The organism is Streptomyces sp. NPDC091416 (assembly GCF_044756845.1).
Classification (GTDB): Bacteria; Actinomycetota; Actinomycetes; order Streptomycetales; family Streptomycetaceae; genus Streptomyces.
The window spans coordinates 383,415-406,240 of the sequence record NZ_JBIVTU010000006.1 but is presented as its reverse complement, the minus strand read 5'-3'; the positions used below and the strand labels follow the sequence as shown (position 1 = coordinate 406,240).

Annotated in this window: 17 protein-coding genes and 3 pseudogenes; 15 read left to right on the top strand and 5 right to left on the bottom strand. The window is 69.6% G+C overall.

Going from position 1 to position 22,826, the window contains the following annotated elements; genetic code table 11:
* Positions 1-32 precede the first annotated feature (32 nt).
* From ACIQMX_RS20680 to ACIQMX_RS20655, 6 genes are all read left to right on the top strand, one after another.
* Positions 33-608 (top strand): phosphoribosyltransferase domain-containing protein, encoded by a 576-nt coding sequence (locus ACIQMX_RS20680; protein ID WP_402480006.1) that lies wholly within the window; start codon positions 33-35, stop codon positions 606-608.
* The gene (locus ACIQMX_RS20675; protein WP_402480004.1) at positions 605-1,753 is read left to right on the top strand and encodes a glycosyltransferase family 9 protein; all 1,149 of its coding nucleotides are present in this window, start codon (positions 605-607) and stop codon (positions 1,751-1,753) included. Before ACIQMX_RS20680 ends, ACIQMX_RS20675 begins: the two co-directional genes overlap by 4 nt.
* Positions 1,750-2,886: a hypothetical protein gene (locus ACIQMX_RS20670; RefSeq protein ID WP_402480002.1), complete on the top strand. Its 1,137-nt coding sequence runs from the start codon at positions 1,750-1,752 to the stop codon at positions 2,884-2,886. The genes ACIQMX_RS20675 and ACIQMX_RS20670 overlap by 4 nt, the downstream gene beginning before the upstream one ends.
* Complete coding sequence (locus ACIQMX_RS20665; protein ID WP_402479999.1) at positions 2,871-3,620, top strand: SDR family NAD(P)-dependent oxidoreductase; 750 nt, start codon at positions 2,871-2,873, stop codon at positions 3,618-3,620. Before ACIQMX_RS20670 ends, ACIQMX_RS20665 begins: the two co-directional genes overlap by 16 nt.
* The gene (locus ACIQMX_RS20660) at positions 3,613-4,248 is read left to right on the top strand and encodes a histidine phosphatase family protein (protein ID WP_402479996.1); all 636 of its coding nucleotides are present in this window, start codon (positions 3,613-3,615) and stop codon (positions 4,246-4,248) included. Before ACIQMX_RS20665 ends, ACIQMX_RS20660 begins: the two co-directional genes overlap by 8 nt.
* A gap of 297 nt (positions 4,249-4,545) precedes the next feature.
* Positions 4,546-9,411 carry a DEAD/DEAH box helicase gene (locus ACIQMX_RS20655; protein WP_402479993.1) on the top strand — a complete coding sequence of 1,622 codons (4,866 nt, stop codon included), beginning with the start codon at positions 4,546-4,548 and terminating at the stop codon, positions 9,409-9,411.
* 601 nt (positions 9,412-10,012) lie between these two features.
* Here ACIQMX_RS20655 and ACIQMX_RS20650 read toward each other — a convergent pair.
* Positions 10,013-10,611: pseudogene (locus ACIQMX_RS20650) on the bottom strand (adenylyl cyclase).
* Positions 10,612-10,799: 188 nt separating this feature from the next.
* Here ACIQMX_RS20650 and ACIQMX_RS20645 point away from each other — a divergent pair.
* Positions 10,800-10,934, top strand: coding sequence for a hypothetical protein (locus ACIQMX_RS20645; RefSeq protein ID WP_402479991.1), 135 nt, complete (start codon positions 10,800-10,802; stop codon positions 10,932-10,934).
* Between the two features lie 199 nt (positions 10,935-11,133).
* A pseudogene (locus tag ACIQMX_RS20640) lies at positions 11,134-11,220 on the top strand (TetR family transcriptional regulator); the annotation flags it as partial.
* Between the two features lie 143 nt (positions 11,221-11,363).
* On the opposite strand, the gene ACIQMX_RS20635 reads toward ACIQMX_RS20640, so the two are convergent.
* Together ACIQMX_RS20635 and ACIQMX_RS20630 are read right to left on the bottom strand one after the other, a co-directional pair.
* Positions 11,364-12,350, bottom strand: a complete 987-nt coding sequence (locus ACIQMX_RS20635) for an MASE1 domain-containing protein (RefSeq protein ID WP_402479988.1) — start codon at positions 12,348-12,350, stop codon at positions 11,364-11,366.
* A 132-nt stretch (positions 12,351-12,482) separates the two neighbouring features.
* On the bottom strand, positions 12,483-13,310 hold the full coding sequence (locus tag ACIQMX_RS20630; RefSeq protein WP_402479985.1) for a PP2C family protein-serine/threonine phosphatase: 828 nt from the start codon (positions 13,308-13,310) through the stop codon (positions 12,483-12,485).
* 582 nt (positions 13,311-13,892) lie between these two features.
* On the opposite strand from ACIQMX_RS20630, the gene ACIQMX_RS20625 reads away from it, so the two are divergent.
* The 5 genes from ACIQMX_RS20625 to ACIQMX_RS20605 all read left to right on the top strand — a co-directional run bounded on the left by ACIQMX_RS20625 (position 13,893) and on the right by ACIQMX_RS20605 (position 18,234).
* Positions 13,893-14,189: a hypothetical protein gene (locus tag ACIQMX_RS20625; protein WP_402479983.1), complete on the top strand. Its 297-nt coding sequence runs from the start codon at positions 13,893-13,895 to the stop codon at positions 14,187-14,189.
* A 125-nt stretch (positions 14,190-14,314) separates the two neighbouring features.
* The gene (locus tag ACIQMX_RS20620) at positions 14,315-14,899 is read left to right on the top strand and encodes a hypothetical protein (RefSeq protein ID WP_363066727.1); all 585 of its coding nucleotides are present in this window, start codon (positions 14,315-14,317) and stop codon (positions 14,897-14,899) included.
* Positions 14,900-14,912: 13 nt separating this feature from the next.
* Positions 14,913-16,316 carry a peptidoglycan-binding protein gene (locus ACIQMX_RS20615; RefSeq protein ID WP_402479979.1) on the top strand — a complete coding sequence of 468 codons (1,404 nt, stop codon included), beginning with the start codon at positions 14,913-14,915 and terminating at the stop codon, positions 16,314-16,316.
* Positions 16,313-17,035, top strand: coding sequence for an ABC transporter ATP-binding protein (locus ACIQMX_RS20610; protein WP_363066729.1), 723 nt, complete (start codon positions 16,313-16,315; stop codon positions 17,033-17,035). The genes ACIQMX_RS20615 and ACIQMX_RS20610 overlap by 4 nt, the downstream gene beginning before the upstream one ends.
* A complete protein-coding gene (locus tag ACIQMX_RS20605) occupies positions 17,032-18,234 on the top strand; it encodes an ABC transporter permease (protein WP_402479976.1) in 1,203 nt (400 codons plus the stop codon). Before ACIQMX_RS20610 ends, ACIQMX_RS20605 begins: the two co-directional genes overlap by 4 nt.
* Positions 18,235-18,268: 34 nt before the next feature.
* On the opposite strand, the gene ACIQMX_RS20600 is transcribed toward ACIQMX_RS20605, so the two are convergent.
* Both ACIQMX_RS20600 and ACIQMX_RS20595 read right to left on the bottom strand, forming a co-directional pair.
* Positions 18,269-19,891, bottom strand: a complete 1,623-nt coding sequence (locus ACIQMX_RS20600; RefSeq protein WP_363066731.1) for an ATP-binding protein — start codon at positions 19,889-19,891, stop codon at positions 18,269-18,271.
* A gap of 131 nt (positions 19,892-20,022) precedes the next feature.
* Positions 20,023-20,733 (bottom strand): annotated as a pseudogene (locus ACIQMX_RS20595) (response regulator transcription factor); the annotation flags it as partial.
* Positions 20,734-21,013: 280 nt separating this feature from the next.
* Between ACIQMX_RS20595 and ACIQMX_RS20590 the strand changes: the two are divergent.
* Complete coding sequence (locus ACIQMX_RS20590) at positions 21,014-21,427, top strand: YciI family protein (protein WP_363066732.1); 414 nt, start codon at positions 21,014-21,016, stop codon at positions 21,425-21,427.
* Positions 21,424-22,671 (top strand): RNA polymerase sigma factor, encoded by a 1,248-nt coding sequence (locus ACIQMX_RS20585; RefSeq protein WP_402479971.1) that lies wholly within the window; start codon positions 21,424-21,426, stop codon positions 22,669-22,671. The genes ACIQMX_RS20590 and ACIQMX_RS20585 overlap by 4 nt, the downstream gene beginning before the upstream one ends.
* Positions 22,672-22,826: the final 155 nt, after the last annotated feature.

The following is a 22,826-nucleotide window of genomic DNA, read 5'->3' as shown; positions in this document are numbered from 1 at the left end:
CTTCTCCCCTCTCCACCGACAGGAGCTTCGTCATGCCCGAAACCCTCACCGTGCCGCCCTTCTCCGCCCGAATCGTCGAGCGGCTCAGCGTCGGAGCCACCAGCCGCCGCGAGCGGGTCATCCACTCGTTGGACGGCCTGGAAAGCCCGGTGCATCCCGACACCCTCGCCAGCACGGGGGCCGATCTGTGGCGTCTGCTCCAGAAGCAGCTGCCGGAGGGCACCGGCTCCGTGGACTTCCTCCTGGGCCTGGACGCGGGCGGCATCCTGCCCACCGTCTCCCTGGCCGATGCCGCCCGCCTCCCCTACAAGATCGCCTGGAAGCTGCACCTCCCCCTGGACGGCGCGGTCCGCTTCAGCGAGCCGCACGCCATGCGCACCGACGTCTTCGCCTACGGCATCGCTCCGGGACAGCGCATCGTCATCGTGGACGACGAGATCACCACCGGTCGGACCCTGGCCGACCTCACCCGCCGCCTCCGCGAGGCCGGCGCCGTCCCGCTGGCGGCGGCCTGCCTGGTGGAGGACACCACGCGCGGAGCCCGCGCCCTGCTCGACGAGCTGGAGCTGCCGCTGGTCTCGCTCACCACGATCGAGGGCCCGGCGTGAGCTCGGTCGCCCCGCCAGGGGCCCGGTTCCACCACGGCTCCGCGGTCGTCCCCGCCGGGGCCGTCCACACCACCCCGCTGGGGTACGACCGTGGCAGCGTCCCCCTCGGCGCGCCGCTCCCGCTGACTGCCTCCGCCGAGTTCGTCCACCTGCTGAGCGGGTGCGGCGAGGTCGTGGTGGCCTTCGAGGGAAAGCTCGGCGACACCCTCCTCGCTCTGTCGGGGGTCCGCGCGGTGCTCGACTGGCTGCGGCTGCGGTCGGTTCGCACCTCCGTCCGGGCGGTGGGGCCGTACGCAGGGCTGATCACCCGGACCGGGCTGATCGCTCACCACCCAGTCGCCACGCCCCACGGTCGACGCGCCGTGATCGGAGACCGCGCGGGGATCGAGGCGCACGGCTCCGAAGCCGTGGTGAGCCTGGTACTCGATCCAGCGGCCCCGCCCTGCTGGTCGAGCGACGGCCGCGCCCACCCGGACCTGCCGGCCCGCCACTACCTGGCGCTGGAACGCCGCCTCGGTATCCGCCTCCCCGGCACGGCTCCCTTCGCGCCGACCCTAGCGACCGGCCCGAACGATCTCGTGGAGGAGCTGCGATCGGTGGGCTGGCTGGGCGGCCTCACCATCGCCGCCATCACCGCCACCAGCTGGCCGGAGCGCAAGGACTACACCGCCCAGCGGTACATCGCCCTCGCCGAGCAGATCGCCGAAGCCCAGCAAGCACAGGCCCGGCTGCTGCTCATCGGCGGCGCCCCGGAAGGCGGCTTTCGCGTCAGCGCAGAGGCCCCTCGACGCCACGTTCAGGTGCTCCACCTGGACGGGGTGCCGGCCGAACAGCTCGCCGATCTCTTCCCGCACTGCGACCTGATCGTCGGCAACGACACCGGCCTCACCCACCTCGCCGCGATGACGCGCACCGCAGAGGGGCCCGTCATCGGCCTGTACGCGCGCCACAGCCACAGCAAGTGGCGTACCGGGCTCCCTCATCACCACGCCATCGCCACCGACCTGTCCGACCGCATGCACCAGGGCGACCTCTGCCCTGTCCGAGACGCCATTTCTCCGGACGTCGACGTTCACATGGACGCCTTCCCGCCCGCCGAACTGGCCCGAGTGTGCCTCGACCTGCTCAACGGGGTGCGGCCATGACCCTCCGCAGCCCTCTGCGGCTCGGCCCGGTGCGGCGCTTCACTCGTAACCTGCTCTGTCCCGTCGACCTTCTCGGCCGCCCGTTGCTCCTGAAGTACACGCGCGACCCAGTGGAAAGCCTCGCCGAGGTTCGCGGGCACGCACGTCTGGCCCAGCACTACCGGGTGCCTACTCTCCACGCCCACCTGCGTGTGCCGGGCGGGCGGCTCTTCGCGTACGAGCGTCTGCCCGGCGGCACCGATCACGGGCTCCTGCTCGACCTCCTCAACGCGAGCGAGGCGAGCGGCGACCTCCACGCCTACATGGATCAGCTCACGGCTGCGTACCGCGAGGCCATCCTCGCGACGGCGAGGCCCACCGACCCGACACGCGTGGTACGCAAGCTGTACTGGAACCGTGCGGCCCCCGGCGGCCGACTCGACGAGTACTACGGCGGCAGGGACTTCCCGATCGCCGACGACCTCATCGACGTCCCGGTCTCCCGCCTCGGCACCTACACACTGAACATCAACGGCCGTCGGCACCACTTGGACTGGGTTGCCATCCTCCGCCGGCTGCGGGTCCACTTCGCCGCGACCGAGCCGGTCTGGACGGCCCTCACCCAGGGCGACCCGACCGACGTCAACCTCGCCCACCCGCTCGCCTGGTTCGACTACGACACCGCCGGGATGAACAGCATCCCCGGCGAGTTCGCCAACTTCCTCTGGTACGCCTCCACCCTCGGCGGCTGGCTCGTGCCCACGTACAACCCGGCGGCCTTCGCCGATCACCCCGCCACGTTCGCCCGTGTCCCGGACAACACCCCCGAGATCCGACGAGCGGACATCGAGCACACCACGAGCACCATTCACATCGACTACGCCCCACGTCTCGCGGCGCCCCGGCGGGCCGCTGTGACCACGTACTGGAACCAGCTCGTACGACCGGTCGCCGACCGTCTCTGGCCCGGCGCCGACCTGGCGAACCTTCTCCGCCCCTACCTGGCCATGCGCATCCTCGGCGTCTACAACCTCGCCGACCTGGCCCCAGTGGCCCGACTCGTCCTCCTCACCCGGCTCGCCGAAGCGATGAGCCCCGCCTTCGACCCCGCCACCTACTTCTGCCCCCTGGAGTCGTCATGCCCGGCCCCCTGAACGGCCGCACCGCCCTGGTCACCGGAGCGACCGGCGGCCTCGGCACGGCCATTGCTCGCCGCCTCTCAGCCGACGGCGCCACAATCGCGCTCGCCCACTTCGACGACGACCGAACGGCGGGAGAGCTCTCAGCCTCCCTCTCCTCTTGCATCTCCCTGTCGGCGGACCTTCGAGACGCCGAGGCCGTACGGTTCCTCTGTCATCGAGCCCAAGAGACGCTGGGCCCGGTGGACATCCTGGTCAGCAACGCCGGTGCCTACCCGCGCCGATCGTGGCCGGAGACGACACCGACCCACTGGGAAGACACCCTGGCCACCAACCTGACCAGCCACTACCTCCTCGCCCACGAACTCACCCCCGCCATGACGGCCGCCGGCTGGGGCCGCGTCATCACGATCGGCTCTGTCCTGGCCACTGCGGGCCGCCACGAGCTCGCCGGCTACATCAGTGCCAAGGCCGGCCTCGAAGGACTCACCCGCGCCCTCGCACGCGAACTCGGCCCAGCCGGCGTCACCGCGAACTGCGTTGCTCCCGGCTCCATCCACGTCCCCGCCGAGGACGCAGTCGTCGACGACCCGGAGGCCATGACCGTCCGCCAGCTCGCCCGCCAGTGCGTCCGCCGTCGGGGCCGACCGGAAGACGTCGCCGCGGCCGTCGCCTTCCTCGCCACTGAGGACGCCGGCTTCATCACCGGCCAGACCCTACGCGTCGACGGAGGCTGGATCCTTGGCTGACATCTGGCTCATGCGCCACGGCGCCTACGAAGGCCACCGCCCCGGCTACCACGCCCCACACGAAGCCGCTCTCACTTTGGAGGGCCGCGACCAGGTGTGCCGCTCGCTCCCCCTCCCCGAGGGCATCACCGCGATCGTCACCAGCCCGATTCCCCGTGCCCGCCAGACCGCCACCCTCGTCTCGCATCTCACGGGCCTGCCGATCGTGGCCACCTCCGGCCTACTCGCGGAGTGGCGCGCCCCGAGCATCGTGCTCGGCCGCAGTGCCGAGACCTACCCGCCCGTCTATCGCGCCTGGCGAGCCCGCCGCCTCGCCAACCCTTCCCTACGCTGCGAAGACGGCGAAAGCCTCACCGACCTACACACCCGCGCCCGCCACTGCGCCACTTTCCTCCACCACGCTGCCCAACGCCACGGCCCCCTCCTGGCGGTCTCCCACACCCTCTTCCTGGGCGTCCTCACACATCTCGCAGAAGGCCCCGCCGCATTCGTCACCGCCGCGAAGGTTCCCTGGCGCTTCGCCGAGCATCGGCTTCTTCCCGCACCCCAACGAGCGGCGTCCGCCTCAAGCGGCCCGCCCAGTAGGACGGCCGGTCAGTCATGGCGGTCCCCGAGAGACCCCTCCTAATCTTGCGTCTCCTTCCAGCGCACCCAATGTCTCCGGCCCTCTTGGCCAGGACCGTTCACAGCGCGGAGCGACAGCAGCAGCGGGGCCGGACGCTGCGCCCCTCCCACATCTAGTGCAGTTGTCATGGGAAGGAGTGGATGGAGGTACGGGCGGCCAATGGCAGTTCCGCCACCGTACGTGCGGAATCAGCCGCGCTCGGTACCGATGCTGGTTAGGGCAGTAGGGTTCCCAGTTGACTCTGGGAAGTGTTGCGGCTCGCGGCCAGGCGGGTCGCTTGCTATTAGGGAACGAGGCGCAGTGGCCACGACCACGACGGTGCACGACGTCATCAGGGCGATCCGTAACGGCGTCGACGGAAGCCGCGACCGCGGTACGCGCTTCGAGGAGCTCATGCTCCAGTACCTCAGCACCGATCCCCAGTGGACCGAACAGTTCACGCGGGTGTGGATGTGGGCCGACTGGCCGGGCACCGAGCACGACAAGCGGGACACGGGCATCGACCTGGTTGCGCAGGACCGCGAGACCGGCGGCTTCTGCGCGATCCAGTGCAAGTTCTACGACCCCAGCCACACACTCCAGAAGGAGGACATCGACTCCTTCTTCACTGCCTCCGGCAAGGGCGGCTTCACCCGCCGCATGATCATCTCCACGACGGAGAAGTGGAGCGTGCACGCCGAGGCCGCACTGGCTGATCAGCAGATCCCCGTTACCCGGCTCGGCATGTCCGACATCGCGAACAGCCCGGTTGAGTGGTACATGCCTGCGGCCAACGAGCCCTTCGAGCTGAGCCTCCAGACGAAGAAGAGCCCGCGCAAGCACCAGCGCGACGCCATCGACGCCGTCTTCGCCGGGTTCACGGAGAACAACCGCGGCAAGCTGATCATGGCATGTGGTACGGGTAAGACGTTCACGGGCCTGAAGATCGTCGAGCGACTCCAGAAGGAGCGAGCGGCGGCCGGGGAAGGCGACCACACCACCGTCCTCTTCTTGGTTCCGTCCATTGCCCTGCTGTCCCAGACGCTGCGCGAGTGGTCCTTCGAAACCGAGCTGACGCTGCGCCCCTTCGCAGTGTGCTCCGATGTCAAGGTCGGTAGGGGGCAGCCCCAGGGCGACGACAAGGACATGGCCGCCCACGACTTGGCCCTGCCCGCCACCACCGACTCTGACCGCCTGATCAAGCAGATTGCCAGCGTGGAATCCGGCCCCGGCCTGACTGTCGTGTTCTCCACCTACCAGTCGATCGCCACGATCGCCGAGGCACAGAAGAAGGGCCTGGGCAGCTTCGACCTCATCCTGTGCGATGAAGCCCACCGCACCACTGGTGTCACACTCGCCGGCCATGATGAGTCCGCTTTCGTCCGCGTCCACGACAACGACTACCTCGCTGGTGACCGCCGGCTCTACATGACGGCTACCCCGCGGATCTACAACGAGGACACCAAGGCCGACGCGAAGAACGCCGACGCGGTCCTGGCCTCGATGGACAACGAGGCGACGTTCGGTCCGGAGTTCCACCGGCTGGGGTTCGGCGAAGCTGTGGAGCAGGGTCTGCTCACTGACTACAAGGTCCTCATCCTCACCATCGACGAGGACGTCGTCGCCAAGACGCTGCAGCAGGGCATGGCCGGCGGATCCTCCGAGCTCGGCATCGATGACGCCGCAAAGATCATCGGCTGCTGGAACGCCCTCGCCAAGCGAACCGGCACCTTCGCCGACGGCTCCGGCTTCGCCGAGGACGAGGCCCCCATGAAGCGGGCCGTCGCCTTCGCCCGCTCGATCGCAGACTCCAAGTCCATCGCGGAGCGCTTCAACGAGGTCGTCGACGCGTACGACGATGCCGATGACGACGTGCTGCACTGCGAGGTCGACCACGTCGACGGGACCTTCAACACCCTGAAGCGGAACCGCCTGCTCGACTGGCTGAAGCAGGACCCCGGCCAGAACCAGGCACGCATCCTGTCCAACGCCCGCTGTCTCTCCGAGGGCGTCGACGTCCCCAGCCTGGACGCCGTTCTCTTCCTCCACCCCCGCAACTCCGTCGTCGACGTCGTCCAGTCAGTCGGCCGCGTGATGCGCCTGGCCCCCGGCAAGAACTACGGCTACATCATCCTGCCTGTCGCCGTGCCGGCTGGCACGCCGCCGGAGAAGGCCCTCGCCGACAACCAGCGCTTCAAGACCGTCTGGCAGGTCCTGCAGGCCCTGCGTGCGCACGACGACCGCTTCAACGCCACCGTCAACCAGATCGAGCTCAATAAGCACAAGCCGGACAACAAGATCGGCATCGGGGCCATCGGCCCCAATGACGAGACTGTCGGTGACCAGGACGGCTCAAGCACTACGGATAGTGCCCAGGACGCCAAGGCCAAGGAGGCCCAGACCGCCCAGCACGTCCAGGACGCCCTGTTCTCCATCAGCGACTGGCGTGATGCCATCTACGCCCGCATCGTCGACAAGGTCGGCGAGCGCCACTACTGGGAGGACTGGGCCAAGGACATCGCCCAGATTGCCGAACGCCATGTCACCCGCATCAAGGTGGCTCTGGAATTCCCGGACAAGCAGGCAGCCTTCCAGGAGTTCGTCAGCGAACTACGGGCCACCATAAACCCCGGTGTCACCGACGACAGCGCGATCGACATGCTGGCCCAGCACATCGTCACGAAGCCAGTCTTCGACGCCCTGTTCAAGGACTACGCCTTCGCGGAGCACAACCCAGTCTCTAAGGCCATGCAGCGGATGCTCGACATCCTCGACGACCAGGGCCTGGACGCTGAGGCCAAGACCCTGAAGGGCTTTTACGAGTCGGTGCGCGTCCGAGCAGAGGGCATCGACAATCACGAGGGACGCCAGCGCGTCATCGTCGAGCTGTACGACAAGTTCTTCAAGACCGCCCTGCCCAAGACCGCCGACGCTCTCGGCATCGTGTACACCCCGATCGAGGTCGTCGACTTCATCCTCCGTGCCACCGAGCAGGCCCTGAACAAGCACCTGGGGCGCTCTCTTTCTGACACAGGCGTCCAGATCATCGACCCCTTCGTCGGCACTGGCACCTTTCCTGTCCGTCTCCTCCAGTCCGGCCTGATCAAGCCCACCGACCTGCTACGCAAGTACACGAGCGAACTCCACGCCAACGAGATCGTGCTCCTCGCGTACTACATCGCGGCCGTCAACATCGAAGCTGCCTTCCACGACCTTGCCGGGGGCGAGTACCAGCCCTTTGAAGGCATCGTCCTCACCGACACCTTCCAGCTCGCTGAAGGTACGGCGAAACTCGACGGGATGGAAGTCCTGGAAGGCAATAGCGAGCGCGCTAAGAAGCAGCAGAACCAGGACATCACCGTAGTGGTTGGCAATCCACCATATTCCGTAGGCCAGGACAGCGCGAACGATGACAACCAGAACCTTAAGTACGACGTTCTGGACGAACGCATCAAGGAAACCTACGCCTCGCTCTCCACTGCTAGCTCTGTACGCACTTTGTACGACTCCTACATCCGAGCCATCCGGTGGGCCTCAGACCGAATCACCAACGAGGGTATCGTCGCCTACGTTTCAAATGGTGGCTACATCGATGGGAACACATACGACGGCCTCCGCAAGTCACTTGCCAGCGAATTCGACGCGATCTATTGCTACAACCTTCGAGGTAACCAGCGTACTGCCGGAGAGCAGTCCCGAAGGGAAGGCGGCAAGATTTTTGGCTCCGGCAGCCGGAACACGGTGGCCGTCCTAATCCTCGTCAAGGGGGGCCAGAAGACGAGCGAGGATTACACCTTGCATTACCGGGATATCGGAGAATACCTTAGCCGCGAACGGAAGCTCAGCATCCTGGCTGGCCAATCTCTGGATTCGGTGGAGTGGCAGGAAATCACGCCCAACGAGTCCGGCGACTGGGTCCACCAACGAAACGAGCATTTCTCCAAGTTCCAGGCCCTCGTGGATACAGAGAAGACGCTCCAGACCGCCGCAATTTTCGAAGCTCACTCCCTGGGCCTCGGCACGAATCGCGACGCGTGGGTGTACAACTATTCGGAGCAGATCGTCAAGGAGAATGTCGAGTCCACCATCGACTTCTATAACGGACAGGTCGATGAGTTCATTAAGCATTGCAAGACTAAAGGGCTAACCCACCCCAAGGCTCCCGATGCAGAAAAGTTCATCGACCGCAACCCCCTGAAAATTAGCTGGTCATCCAGCCTTATCCCCAAGGTAGCTCGCGGGAAGAAGATCACCTTCGACGGGGCTAAAGTGACCACCAGCACGTACCGGCCTTTCAGCCGGCAGGCCGTCTACTTCGATCGCGATCTCAACCACCGCCCCGGCAAGCTGCCGCAGATGTTCCCGACGCCAGACCATCCGAACATCGGCTTCTATGTCAATGGCTTTCACGCGACAGCCGATTTCTCGGTCCTGGCTACCAACCTAATCCCCTGCCTGGACGTGTTTGGCAAGGGCGGTTACTTCTTCCCCCTCCACACCTACCGCGAGCTGGCCACCGAAGGCGGGTTTGACTTCGGTGACGACGGGAACGCCTACGAGCGGGTCGATAACATCACTGATGCGGCACTCCGGGCGTACCGTGAGACCTACGGCGACAGCGCCATCACCAAGGATGACGTCTTCCACTACGCCTACGGCCTGCTCCACTCCCAGGAGTACCGAGACGGTTTCGCCGCTGACCTGAAGAAGACCCTTCCCCGCATCCCCAAGGTGCGCGACTTCCACAGCTTCGCCGAGGCCGGCCGCAAGCTCGTCGACCTGCACGTCGACTACGAGCAGGCAGAGCCGCACGCAGGCATCGTTGAGAAGGTCTCTGGCGACACGTCTGCCACGCCCGCGAGTGAGCTGTACCGAGTCACCAAGATGAAGATCCCGAAGGCCAAGGGGCAGCCGGACCGCTCGACGATCGTCTACAACCGCCGCGTCACCCTCACGAACATTCCGGAGGAGGCATACCGCTACCAGCTCGGCGCTCGATCCGCCATCGAGTGGATCATCGACCGCTATCAGGTAAAGGTCGACAAGGCGTCAGAGATCACCAACGACCCCAACAACTGGTCCGATGACCCGAGGTACATCATCGATCTCCTCAAGCGGATCGTGACCGTCAGCCTGGAGACGATGAAGGTCGTGGACGCTCTTCCCTCCCTCGACATCCTCGACTAACTGCCCGTCGCAGCGGCGTCCTGGTTGCAGTTCTGGTTGCATTCACCCTCGTCCGGCCCCATCCGGACGGGGACAAGCTGAACACTACGCCGCAGGTCAGGACGAGCACGGCCCCCGCCGAACCCCCATACGAACATTTGGAAAGCGTGTTGGGGGCAACCCCTCACGAGTTCGAATCTCGTATCCTCCGCCATTGCTCTCACCGGGCAATACGTTGAAGGGCCCCACCGCTTGCGGTGGGGCCCTTCGGCGTTGGTGGTTGCAGGTGTCGCCGGCGGGACGCCCGCAGCGCACGCCACGGACACATGACCACATCGCGCCTGTACCGGCGCCCCCGCGGATCACACCCGGCGCACGACCCCACTGCTCCCACAGGGCGCGGACGCATGGTCCGCAGGCGTACACGGAGGCGACCTGGGCGCCGGCCACACTGCCGGGACCGATCCACAGAACACGGGGCCAGCCCTGACCGCAGCAGAACCAGCAGTACTCATCGGTCCAGGCGTTGCCGTCATCGGTGTCCGCCGCTGTTGGCGCACTCGGCGACGCCGGTGACTCGCGACGCCACGGCCAGCTCCATGAACCCGCCCGATTCCCAAGATCACTCACGCGGTGGAGTCGCCCCGGCCTGCTCCTGCCTGTCGGCGTCGGCGTCGGCGTCGGCGTCGGCGTCGGCGAAGAGGAGGGTGGGTTCGGCGAGGATGTCCTGGCTGGACGCTCTTGTAGATCTGGTCGACGCTGCCGAACCGGGCCTGTGCGTAGTCGAAGTCGACCAGATCTGCCGCCTGGCGGATCGATGCCTCATCGGGGCCTTCGATCTCGACGAAGGTAGGGAGGTCCGGCCAGATATCGAAGTCGACAGCGGCTTCACCCAGGAGCCGCTCCTCCCGGTAGTTCTCCTGGTAGCGCACCTCACGCAGGCCGATTTCGCGGAGGATCTCTGCCATGGCATGCAGATCGGACACCTCGGCCTCGAGCTCGGTGGTGTCGTCGATCGTCGTGGAGTCGGTGATCTGCTTCAGCGCGAGCGTGGAGCGGGTGGCCTCGTCCCTCAGGCTGACCCAGGCACCGCCTTCGAGGGCGCCGTTCTCGAAGATCTTCCGGGTGAGCAAGTACGCGGTACGCCTGGACGGCTCCGAGCGCCGTCAGTTCGGCCTGGAGGCCGTCTGCGGCGAACTCGTTGGTCCGCAGGGTGACCAGGGCATCCCAGTCTCCGATGAAGTAACGCCGCAGCTTCTCGCGGGATGTGTAGTGCCCCAGCACGTGGTGGCGTTGTGTGAGGGGCATAGGGGCATCATGAACTCCGCGCCGAGCAGACCGCCGCGCCGGACCAGGCGCTGCATGTGGTCGACGAACTCGCCTAACGACGGGCGGTGGTTGGCACCGCAATGCCGCGAGCAGCTCGTCCGGACAGCATCGCAGGGGGTGGTGGCGGGTTCGGGGGCGAGGAAGTCCTCCTCTACGACCTGGGCACGATCGTGGAGCCCTTCCTGCTTCAGTCTTCGATCAAGCCCATCGCGTGAGCGGGTTCTGTCACCCGGGAGTTGGACCTCGCCGCCGTGGAGAGCGAACGGAACGCGCACGATGGCAATGGCTCGGTAGTCGGCCGCGGCCGGCGGTACGACCAGTCTGCCGTCGCTCGCGCCGATGACCTCACGGTGGAGTCAGGCTCCGTACGCTCCTTCAGTACGGCGAGGACCTGAGGGAAGGAGGTGAGGGTGTGCCGCCGGCTGCCTCTTCGACCCGAAACCGATCTCCGAGACCTTCCTCCTGGGCGTCGAGGGAATTCCGCGGGCACGCGGTGCCTGAGCGGCTGTGGCCGCGCGCTGATCGTCGAGCCCGCTGAGACCGGTGGCCCGCCGCTCCCCGCCGAGGGGCACGCGCACGCCGCCCCTCCCCACCGAAGGCCCTGCGCACGTCCGGTGTTCGGCGTCGGCGCGCACATGGCCGGCTCAGGCATCGGGGGGAGCACGGCGTGATCCCCCCGTTTCCTGGCGCTTGACCGCGTCGGCGAGTTGCGCGCACACGCGCTGGATCTCCTCGTGGGTGCGGTTCCGTTCGGTGACGACCGCGGTGAGGAGCAGGGCGGTGAGGGAGACGGTGCCGTTGAACGCCTGGAGGGTGACCATGTTGGTGAGCAGGTCGTGGTGGGCGAAGGGGCCCGTCATCCGGCCGGAGGCGAGAATCGCGAGCGTGGAGACACCCAGGGCGCAGGGGGCGGCGCCCGCGCGTTCGAAGCGGAACGAGGCCCAGACCAGGAAGGGGAAGACGAGGAAGAGGAGCGAGGAGCTGGCGGAGTTGGTGACCAGGTAGGTCACGCTCAGGGTGCAGGTCGCCAGTGCCGCTGCCTCGGCCCAGATCAGGAGGCCGACGTCGTGCGGCCATCTGGCCCTGCGCGCCACGAGCAGGAAGGGGGTGACGACCATCACGCCCATGGCGTCCCCCGTCCACCACACCGACCAGGTCGGCCAGAAGCCGCCGGCCGGGAGTGCCCCTGACAGAACGAGGGTGCTGCTGCCGACGGTCGCGCTGATCATCATGGGGCCCAGCGCCCCGAGGAAGATCAGGGCCAGTGCGTCCTGCAGGCGGTCGAGGTCGTTACGGAAACGGGCACGGTTCAGCAGCAGGTAGGAGCAGATCGGGGCAACGGTGTTGCCGACGACGATCGCCAGCACGGATACCACCGTGGGGCCGATGGAAGCGTTGACCACGAGGGCCCCGACGGCGATGCCCGGCCAGATCCGCATCCCGAACAGGAGCAGGGCGGCGACCGCGATGCCGGTCGGGGGCCACAGCGGTGTGACCTGGCCGCGCACCAGTTGCTGGAGCAGCCCCAAGCGGGCGGTCGCGTAGTAGAGGGCGGCGACCACCAGAATCTTCAGGGCTGTCGCTTTGTGCTGCCTGAGCCGTGAGCTGTCCACCACATCAGCATCAGACACCGCGCGGATCCGGGCAGAACGGACGCACGGACCACGGAACTGCCGGCGGAGGTGTGTCCTGGCAGCTGCCGCTTGCCCGCTGAGGTGTGTCCTGGCTGCTACCGCGTGTCCGGCGGGCCCATGCCGTGGCTGCTACCGCGTGTCCAGGGCGTCATCGTGGCGGACGACGAGAACGGCGGCATCGTCGTCGTGTCCGGTGCGGTCCGCGACTCGGATCACCCGCGACGCGAAGACCTCGGGGTCGACGCCGCGGCCGGCGCCGGCCAGTGCCGCCACCTCCGCCAGTCCCTCCTCGATCGGGCAGGACGGCCCCTCCACCACGCCGTCGGTCAGCAGGACGAGGTATCCGGGCTGCGTCAGGCGTCGATGAACCACCGGGTAGCCCTGGTCGGGCAGAATCCCCAGAGGGACCCCGCCCTCGTCCAGTGACACACCCGAATCGCCCGCGTCGGTGCCCCACACCATCGGGACGTGGCCGGCCCGGGCGATGGCGAGATCACCGCTCCGCGGTACGAAGCTCAGCAGGCAGCAGGTGGTGAAGAGGTCGCAGCCGAGCGAGATCAGCAAGTCGTTGGCGCAGGTCAGCACCTCCCCGGGATCAGCCGTGACGCTGGCGAGGGCCCGGAGACTGGCCCGGGCTTCTCCCATGAAGGCGGCGGCCTCCACTCCGTGGCCCTGCACGTCGCCGATGGCCATCCCCGCCACCCCGTCCCTCATCGGGAAGGCGTCGTAGAAGTCACCGCCGACGGCCAGTCCGTCCTGCGCGGGCGCGTACCTGGCCGCCAGTCGGGCGCCGGGAAAATCAGGCAGTTCGGAGGGGAGCATGTGCCGCTGCAGCGCTATGCCGAGCTCCGCCCGGGCCTGCTGGAGTCTGATGTTCTCCAACGCCTGATCGACAAGACGCCCCAGGGTGACGAGGAGTTCCTGGGTACTGTCCGGCGCGTTGCGGTGTCGGTGCATGACGATCCTGATTGTGCGATTCGCCTCTGTTCAAACCCTAGCCCGATCGCCGTCACCCGGCGCGTACGGCGGGTGCGGAGTCATCCGCATCCGCTGCGGAGCCTGAACGGGTGATGTCGGGGACCGGCGAGCGCGGTGGCGCCCCGTGCCGAGCGGGACCCGCAGGGCTCCGGCGTGCGGGGCCGCGTCGGCGTGCCCCGGCGATGCAACCGTCGCGGCACTCGGTCGTCGTCGGCGCGAGCAGGTTCGGCTCGCCGGTGGATCCCGTACGCGGCTCCGCGCGGGCGGAGCGCCACGACGGGACCGGCGGATCCGGGAAGACCGGCCCGCTCCGGCTCCGCGTGGACGGCTCAGCGGCGCAGGCCGGCTTCCGCGCGGGCGGAGTGCCACGACGGGACCGGCGGATTCGGCAAGACCGGCCCGCTCCGGCTTCCCGTGGACGGCTCATCGGCGCAGGCAGCCCGGATGGTGCACGAGATGTTGGCTGCGCCGAGCCCTCGCGGTGACGCTGAGCGGGATGTCGCCGGGGTCCTGTGCGCGCGGATGGGTCCGCGCCGGCCCGGGGGCGGAAGGAGCCACACCATGCGGGTCATGCTGCGAGCACAGCTGGACACCCAGCTCGCGAACGAGGCGGTCAAGAACGGCCGCCTGCCGGAGATCATGCAGTCGCTCGCGGAGCGGCTCAAGCCGGAGGCGGCCTACTTCGGGCCCAGCGAGGGAAAGCGGTGCTGCACGTTCGTCTTCGACATGCAGGACAGTTCGGTCCTGCCCTCCATCGCCGAGCCGCTCTTCGAGGGCCTGGGCGCGACGATCGAGATCCAGCCGGTCATGAACACCGAGGACATGAAGAAGGGCCTCGCCGCGCTGCGACAGGGCTGATCGGGGCGTGGCGCCTCCGGAACACTTCTTGATCGGTTCTTCACAGGTCCTTCATGGGTGCGCTTCTACGTTCGTCCCGCCGGACGCAGTGGGTGGCCGGCGACGGCTGTGAGGAGTACCTGGGGATGCGTGCGCGGCGGAGGTCCGAGGGCCGGCTGTGGGTGATGGGCGCGGTGTCGTTGACGGCGCTGGCCCTGACGACGGGCTGTGGTGACGGTGGCGGGGGCGGTGGCGAGGTGGCCTCGGCAGTGAGCGCGCGGAGCTCCGCCACCGCCTCCCGGGGCGGTTCGAGTGAGCTGTCCGAATACATAGACGCCCAGCGCAAGTGGGTCTCGTGTCTGCGCGAGGCGGGACTCGATGCCCCCGACCCGGACGCCCGGGGCATGGTCGATCTCGGCGATCAGTCGAAGTGGAAGCGCGATCCGAAGGCTCTGAACGCTCAGGACAAGTGCGCCGACCTCAGCGTGGCCGTTCCGGACAGCGTCGAGAAGGCGCAGCAGCCCGAGATGTCCGAGGAAGAGATCCGTACGAAACAGCGGTACGCCACCTGCATGCAGGAGCACGGGGCGCCCGACTTCCCCGACACCGACGCATCGGGGTACTCCCAGGACGTCGCCTGGGACTCGACCTCGGCCGGAGCGAAGCGCGCCGCACGGGCCTGCGCTTCCATCATCGGCGTTCCCGACGACGCGCCCACGCCCCAGGGCTGACGGGGCCGGGCGCATGGACGACATGAAGGAGCCGGGCCGGCGTCGGCGCGGGCCGCTCCTGATCACGGCGGGGGTTCTCCTCGTCGCCGCGGTCAGCACGGTGGGAGCTCTCGGGCTCGGCGGAGGCGGTTCGGACGATGACAAGGCCGAGGGCAGAGGCGGCCGGCTGGTTGAGGTGTCGCGCGAGACCCTGACCGACCGCACGGAGATCGACGGGCAGCTGGGCCATGGTCCGCAGACGCCCTTCCCCGTGAAGGCCCGGGGAACGATCACCTGGCTTCCCGCCTCCGGCACCACGGCGCACCGCGGCGAGCAGGTGCTGCGGGTCGACGACCGGCCGGTGGTGCTGCTGTACGGGAGCCTGCCCATGTACCGCGACCTCGGTCTGCGGCAGACGACGGACAGCGCGGCAGGTGGTGGGAGCGGTTCCAGTACCGGAACCGGAGAAGGAACCGGAATCGGAGAAGGAACCGGAACCGGAACCGGAAAGGGGGCGGATTCCGGTGAGAACTCCGGCAGCGGCGCCTCCTCGGGTGCGCGCTCCGGAGCCGACGCGGGTGGTGGCGGCGGTTCGGCCGGCGGCCCGGATGCCGGACAGCCGGCGTCCGCCGCGCGGCAGCGACCGGTCCCCCTGCACGGGATGGACGTCAAGCAGTTCGAGAGCAACCTCAGCGCTCTCGGCTACTCGGGTTTCACCGTCGACGACTCCTACACCGAGCTGACGGCCGCTGCGGTCAGGCGCTGGCAGAAGGATCTCGGACTTCCGCGGACCGGCACGGTCGATGCCGGTTCCGTCGTCTACGCGCCCGGAGCGGTCCGTATCGCGGGCACCTCCGCCCGGGTGGGGGCCGAGGCGACGGGAACCCCGGTCAGCTACACCACGACGTCCCGCATAGTGACCGTCGACGCGCAGGCCACCGAGACCCGTTGGGCGCAGCGCGGCACCACTGTGAGCGTGGAGCTGCCCGACGGGCGGTCCGTACCGGGAACCGTGGCGAGCGTGGGCAAGGATGCCGCCGCACCGGAATCCGGAACCGTATCCGGAACGGACGGTGGCACGGCGGGCGGGAGCGACGGGGAGGGAGACCCGGCCGCCACCGTGGCGGTGGTGATCGTCTTCGGGGACCAGGCGTCGTTGGGCAGGCTGCAGAGCGGACCGGTCACCGTGCGCTACACCGTCAAGCAGCGCAAGAACGTACTCGCCGTCCCGGTCGCCGCCCTGGTGGCACTCGCGGAAGGCGGATACGGGCTGGAGATCTCCGAAGAGGGCAGCGAAGAAGACGGCAGCGGGGCCGGTACCGGCGACGGCGCGTCCCGTGGCTTCGTACCGGTCAGGACCGGGCTGTTCGCGGGCGGCAAGGTCGAAGTGAGCGGCCCCCGGGTGCGCGAGGGCATGAAGGTGCGGGTGCCCGAGTGAGCCCGGACCGGGAAGTCACCCGCGCGGTCGTGGAGTTCGCCGCGGTGTCCAAGCACTATCCGGGGGGCGTGACGGCCGTCGACGGCGTCGATCTCACCGTCCGCCACGGCGAACTCGTCTGCATCGTCGGCCCGTCCGGATCGGGAAAGTCGACCATGCTGCACCTGATGGGCACGCTCGACCGGCCGTCCACCGGGCGCGTGGTCATCGACGGTCACGACGTCGCCGGCCTGTCCGACCGCGAGGTGTCCGCCCTGCGTGCGCAGCGCATCGGATTCGTCTTCCAGCAGTTCCATCTGGCCGTCGGGATGCCGGTGCTCGACATCGTCGCCGACGGGCTGCTGTACGCCGGGGTGCCGCTGCGGGAGCGGCGGCGCCGGGCCGCACGGGCGCTGACCCGCGTCGGACTCGGCCATCGTCTCGGCCATCTGCCCCACCAGCTCTCGGGCGGCGAGCGGCAGCGGGCCGCGGTGGCCCGTGCCGTGATCGGCGGGCCGGCCCTGCTCCTGGCCGACGAGCCCACCGGCAACCTCGACTCCGCCTCCGGCTCCGCGGTCCTGGCGCTCCTGCGCGAACTGCACACCGCGGGCACCACGGTGGTGGTGATCACCCATGACCGAGAGATGGCCGAGCTGTTCGAGCGGAAGGTGGAGATGCGGGACGGCCGGATCGTCGGCGACCGCGCGAGTACGCCGGCCGGGACGGGAGCACACGGATGAACCGCGCGTCCGGGCTGCGACCCGCCCGGTTGAGCCCGCCGGACTTCGTACGGCTGGGTGGCACCGGTCTGCGTACGCGACCGCTGCGGGTGTTCCTGTCCGCCCTCGGCATCGCCATCGGGGTGGCCGCGATGGTCGCCGTCGTCGGAATCTCCAGTTCCGGCCGTGCGGAGGTCGACCGCAAGCTCGACCGGCTCGGCACCAACATGCTGCGCGTCGCCCCCGGGCAGTCGCCCGACGGGGAGACGACGAGGCTGCCCCGGGAGGCGGCGACGATGATCCGGCGGATCGGGCCGGTACTGCAGGTGGCCGCGACCGGTGAGATCAAGGCGGCGGCCGTCTACCGCAACGACCGGATACCCGTCGGCCGCACGGGCAGCATCCGGGTGGCGGCCGCCGATCCGGAGTTGCCGGCCGCGATCGGTGCGACGGTGGAGGCGGGCCGCTGGCTGGACGAGGCGACGCAGGAGTATCCGGCCGTCGTGCTCGGCGCGCAGGCCGCCCGCCGGCTCGACGCGTACACACCGGGCACCCGGCTGTGGCTCGGCGGCACCTGGTTCTCACTGGTCGGTGTGTTGCGGCCGGCCCCCCTCGCACCGGAGATCGACGGCTCCGCACTGGTCGGCCGGCAGGCGGCACGCACGTATCTGCACTTCGACGGGCACCCGTCGACCGTGTACGTGCGCGCCCGCGACGACCGGGTCGGTGCCGTACGCGGTGTGCTCGCCGCCACGGCGAATCCGCAGAAGCCGGGCGGTGTGCTCGTCTCCCGGCCCTCGGACGCGCTGGCCGCCCGCGAGGCCACCGAATCCGCGCTGACCGGTCTGCTGCTCGGGCTCGGGGGCGTCGCCCTGCTCGTCGGCGGGGTCGGCGTCGGCAACACCATGGTCATCTCGGTCCTCGAACGCCGGCCGGAGATCGGTCTGCGCCGTGCTCTGGGCGCCACCAGCGGACAGATCCGCGGACAGTTCGTCTCCGAGTCCCTGCTCCTGTCGGCACTCGGCGGGCTCGGCGGGACGGTCCTGGGTACGGCGATCACCGCCGGGTACGCGTATGTGCGGCACTGGCCGACCGAGGTGCCGATGTGGGCGGCGGCGGCCGGGATGACGGTCACCCTGGTGATCGGCGTGATCGCCGGGCTCTATCCGGCGGTACGCGCCGGGCGTCTCGCCCCGACACAGGCGCTGGCGGGCACCTGAGCGACCGGGGCGGAGCCCGCTCCGCTCACCCGGCTCACCCGTCGGCTGCCGCGAGAGAGACGACGAACGTGGTCCCGGTTCCCACCGTGCTCTCCACGGTGATCGTGCCCCTGTGATCGGTGACGATCTGCCGGGCGATCGCGAGCCCGAGGCCGCTGCCCCCGGTGGCACGGCCCCGGGCGGGATCGGCGCGCCAGAAGCGGTCGAAGAGGTGGGGCAGGTGTTCCTCCGGGATGCCCCTGCCGGTGTCCCGCACCCGGATCACCGCCGTGCGCCCGTCCTGCCTCAGCTCCAGCGCCACGGTGCCGCCGGGCGCCGTGGCGCGCAAGGCGTTGCCGACGAGATTGCCGACGACCTGGCGCAGCCGGTCGGCGTCGATCTCCGCCCGCACGGGCCGGGGCGCCGTCAGTTCCAGGGCGACACCGGCCCGTTCGGACGCCGCCCGGTGCGCGGTGCGCGAGGCGTCGAGGACGTCCCGCAGGTCGGCGACCTCCCGGTGGTAGGTCAGCACCCCGGCCTCGGCCAGGGCCAGGTCCTGGAGGTCGTCGACGATCCGCTGCTGCAGCATCGCCTCCTCGTGCAGGGAGTCGAGCAGCTCGGGCGTGGGTTCGACGAACCCGTCCTGAAGCGCCTCCAGATAGCCCCGCAGATTGGCCAGCGGGGTGCGCAGTTCATGGGCGATGTCGCCGGTCATCCGGCGCTGGCGTTCCTCCGCGCCCTGGAGGAAGTCCGCCATCCGGTTGAAGGCCCGTCCGAGTTCGGCGATCTCGTCGCGGCCGGACACGGGGACGCGGTGTTCGAGATCGCCGCCGCCCAGGCCCCGCGCCGCCGCGGTCAGCGCACGGACCGGGCGCAGCACGGCCCGGCTCAGGATCAGGGCCGCGACGACGGCCGCGAGGGCGACCCCGCCCGCCACGGCCACGGTGGGCGCCGCGGCCAGGCCCGCCGGTGCCTCGTCACGCGCCCCGAGGCTGATCTGCAGGCGCGGGGGTGCCACGGAGGCGGTGCGCTCGTTGAAGGCCCGTTGCAGACAGGCGGCGAGATGCGGATCGTTCTCGCACTTCACGGCGGTGAGACTGTCCTGGGTGGCGTACGGATCGTGGCCGGTCTCCGCTGGTTCCGCGCACTGCGCCGGACGCCGGTCCGTTCCGAAGCGGGGAAGACCGATGCTGTCCGCCCGTGCCGTCACGGTGGCCCCGGCCCGCGTCAGACAGGCCGCGTAGGCCACCGCCGCCCGGTACACCGCGATCGCGCTCACCGTGCGTTTGACGGAGGCGCGCGGCAGCTTGGCCGCGGGCAGCCGGAGCTGGGGGCGGGCGTCGGCCAGCACCGGCGGCTGCCCGCTCACCTCCCGGGGACTGCGGCCGGCGAGCACATCGGAGTCGGCCACCAGGACATCCGCCTCCGTGGCGATCCGGATGCGCTGCCCCGTGGCCGCCGACAGGGAGCGCACGGTGGGAGCCACGCCGTCCCAGGTGCCGTGCGCATAGCCGTACGCGGTCAGCCCTTCGAGAATGCGGGACACCTCCTGGCGGCCGGCCCGGGCGGATTCCTGCACCTGACTGTTGGCCTGGCGGAGCGTGAGCCAGGCGGTCGCCGCGGTGGCGGCCATCGCCACGAGCATGATCAGCCCGAGCACCCGAAGCCGGAAACTCATCACACGGTCCCGGAGCCGTGGGGGGCCTGCGCGCCCTGCGGGGTCTGCGGGGTCTGCGGGGTCTGCGTTCCGTGCGTGGCCTGCGTGGCCTGCGTTCCGTGCATGGTCTGCGTGACCTGCGTGGCCTGGTCGCCCTGGTCGCCCTGGTCGCCCTGGTCGCCCTGCTCCAGACGGTAGCCGCGTCCGTAGACGGTCTCCACGTAGTGCGTACCCTTGCCGCCCCTCTCCAGCTTCCGCCGCAGATTCATGACATGGGCGTCGACCGTGCGCGGAAGGACGTTCCGGTCGAAGCCGAAGACCCGGTCGATGATCTGCGCCCTCGTGAACACCCGCTCCGGCTCGCCCATCAGCACCGTCAGGATCGCGAACTCCTTGCCGGTCAGCGCCACCGGCCGCCCGGCGGCGCGCACCTCGAAGCGCGTCGTGTCCACCTCCAGCTCCCCCACGGTCAGCACGGCGGGCGCGGCCGGGGCCGCCGCCTTCGACCTCCGGAGCAGTGCCCGGACGCGGGCCGACAGCTCTCGCGGGCTGTAGGGCTTGGTCAGGTAGTCGTCGGCGCCGAGGTCCAGCCCGAGCAGCAGGTCCTCCTCGGTACTGCGCGCGGTGAGCAGCAGAATCGGGACCTGCGACTCGGCGCGCAGGATGCGGCAGACGTCGAGACCGTCGACGTTCGGCATCATCACGTCGAGCACGAGAAGGTCCGGCCGCGACGACCTGGCCCGGTCGATCGCCGAACGGCCGTCCGAGACGATCTGCACCTCGTACCCCGCCTGTTCCAGATAGATCCGGATCAGCCGTGCCTGCTTCGCGTCATCCTCGGCGACCAATATGCGCGCGCTCACTGCGGCTCCTTCGACTCGGACATCGCGTGGATGTCGCTCGGCTGACGCAACGCCCTGGACGAGCGGGGCCCACGGGTACGTACGGGTCGTCGGCGGCGATCTCCCGGACAGCCACGGCCCCCGCCCACCATGCGCCTCATCCCCTGGGCCGTTCCGGGAATTCTCGCGGTTTCCCGGAAAACTCCGCGGCGCGGTGTCGAGAACCGCCACCCCGCTCCGACGTCCCCTGTGAGAGTCGCCCACGAGGGGCGGCGAGGGAACGGACCGAGGGAGCGGAATCATGAAGTATCTGGTGATGGTGCAGGGCTCGCAGGCCGATTACGAGGCGATGCGGGGAAACGCGTCCGACGGCAATCCGGCGTGGGGCGAGAAGGACATCCAGGCCATGTTCACGTTCATGGGCGCGGTCACCAACGATCTCGCCGAGAGCGGTGAGCTCGTCGACGCCCAGGGACTGGTCGAGCCGGCGAAGACCCGGTGCGTCACCGCGGGCGAGGACGGCCGGCCGGTGATCACCGACGGTCCCTACGGGGAGACGAAGGAACTGCTCGCCGGGTACTGGGTCCTCGAATGCGGGAGTCTGGACCGCGTGACCGAGATCGCCGCGCGCATCACGCAGTGTCCGGCCCCGGCCGGTGCGCCCGTCCGTCCGGTGGTCATCCGGCCCATCGACAGCGGCGGAGGCGATGTGTGAGACGGACGACCGAGGTCGAGGACCTGCTGCGGCGACACGCCCCGCAGGTCCTCGGCGCGCTGGTGCGCCGGTACGGGCACTTCGATCCGGCCGAGGACGCGGTGCAGGAGGCCCTGATCGCCGCCGCCCGGCAGTGGCCCGAGCAGGGAGTGCCGGACAATCCGCGCGGCTGGCTGATCAAGGTGGCCTCCCGGCGGCTCGTGGACCGGCTCCGCAGCGACGATGCCCGGCGGGCTCGCGAGGAGGCGGCGGCCGCGCTCACGCCGCGGGACGCCTTCACCGCACCGGCGCCCGACGAACCCGTGCCGGGCGGCAGCCGGGCTCCGTCCGAGGACGACACCCTCACCCTGCTCTTTCTGTGCTGCCATCCGGACCTGGCCCCGGCCGCGCAGATCGCCCTGACCCTGCGGGCCGTCGGCGGGCTGACGACCGCCGAGATCGCCCGCGCGCATCTGGTGCCGGAGGCGACGATGGCCCAGCGGATCAGCCGGGCCAAGCGGAAGGTCCGGGGCGCCGCCTTCGTCCAGCCCGGGCCCGCCGACCGGGACCAGCGGCTCGCGGCCGTGCTCCAGGTGCTGTACCTGATCTTCAACGAGGGCTACACGGCGACCTCGGGGCATTCCCTGCACCGCGCCGGCCTGGCCCGGGAGGCGATCCGGCTGACGCGTTCGGTACGCCGGCTGCTGCCCCGGGACGGGGCGGTGACCGGGCTCCTGGCGCTGATGCTGCTGACCGACGCCCGCAGCGCCGCCCGCACCGGACCGCTCGGCGAGCTGATCCCGCTCGACGAGCAGGACCGCACCCGCTGGGACCGGGCGGCCGTCGCCGAGGGCATCGCCCTGGTCGAGGAGGCGCTGGGCGAGGGGCCCGCCGGGCCCTATCAGGTGCAGGCGGCCATCGCGGCACTGCACGACGAGGCGTCGCGCGCCGAGGACACCGACTGGCCGCAGATCCTGGCGCTGTACGACGTCCTCGTACGGATCGCTCCCGAGCCGATGGCCGGGCTGAGCCGGGCCGTCGCCGTCGCCATGGTCCACGGGCCCCGGGCCGGCCTGGCGGAGGCCGACGCCCTCGCGGACCGGCTGGCGGGCCACCACCGGCTGGACGCCGTCCGCGCCCACCTGCTGGAACGGGCGGGAGACACGGAGGGCGCCCGAGCCGCCTACCGTGCGGCAGCCTCCGGAACCCTGAGCATCCCGGAGGCCCGCTATCTGTACGGGCGCGCGGACCGGCTCGACGGCTGAAGCGGGTCCGGACCGCCGCGCTCCCGGGCTGCGCGGCACCCCGAGAGGGACGGGAGAGGGACAGGAGAGCGGCCGCGGAACAGTCGTGGAGAGGCCGCGAAGGAACCGCGAAGAGGCCGGGAAGGAGCCGAGAACAGCGGCAAACGGCTGCAAAC

Bases quoted from the DNA above. Each gene is read 5' to 3' on its own strand.
- ACIQMX_RS20680 (WP_402480006.1), top strand. From the start codon at position 33: ATGCCCGAAACCCTCACCGTGCCGCCCTTCTCCGCCCGAATCGTCGAG.
- ACIQMX_RS20670 (WP_402480002.1), top strand. From the start codon at position 1,750: ATGACCCTCCGCAGCCCTCTGCGGCTCGGCCCGGTGCGGCGCTTCACT.
- ACIQMX_RS20665 (WP_402479999.1), top strand. From the start codon at position 2,871: ATGCCCGGCCCCCTGAACGGCCGCACCGCCCTGGTCACCGGAGCGACC.
- ACIQMX_RS20645 (WP_402479991.1), top strand. From the start codon at position 10,800: ATGCCGCGAGCAGCTCGTCCGGACAGCATCGCAGGGGGTGGTGGCGGG.
- ACIQMX_RS20630 (WP_402479985.1), bottom strand. From the start codon at position 13,310: ATGCACCGACACCGCAACGCGCCGGACAGTACCCAGGAACTCCTCGTC.
- ACIQMX_RS20625 (WP_402479983.1), top strand. From the start codon at position 13,893: ATGCGGGTCATGCTGCGAGCACAGCTGGACACCCAGCTCGCGAACGAG.
- ACIQMX_RS20620 (WP_363066727.1), top strand. From the start codon at position 14,315: ATGCGTGCGCGGCGGAGGTCCGAGGGCCGGCTGTGGGTGATGGGCGCG.
- ACIQMX_RS20615 (WP_402479979.1), top strand. From the start codon at position 14,913: ATGGACGACATGAAGGAGCCGGGCCGGCGTCGGCGCGGGCCGCTCCTG.
- ACIQMX_RS20605 (WP_402479976.1), top strand. From the start codon at position 17,032: ATGAACCGCGCGTCCGGGCTGCGACCCGCCCGGTTGAGCCCGCCGGAC.
- ACIQMX_RS20600 (WP_363066731.1), bottom strand. From the start codon at position 19,891: ATGAGTTTCCGGCTTCGGGTGCTCGGGCTGATCATGCTCGTGGCGATG.
- ACIQMX_RS20590 (WP_363066732.1), top strand. From the start codon at position 21,014: ATGAAGTATCTGGTGATGGTGCAGGGCTCGCAGGCCGATTACGAGGCG.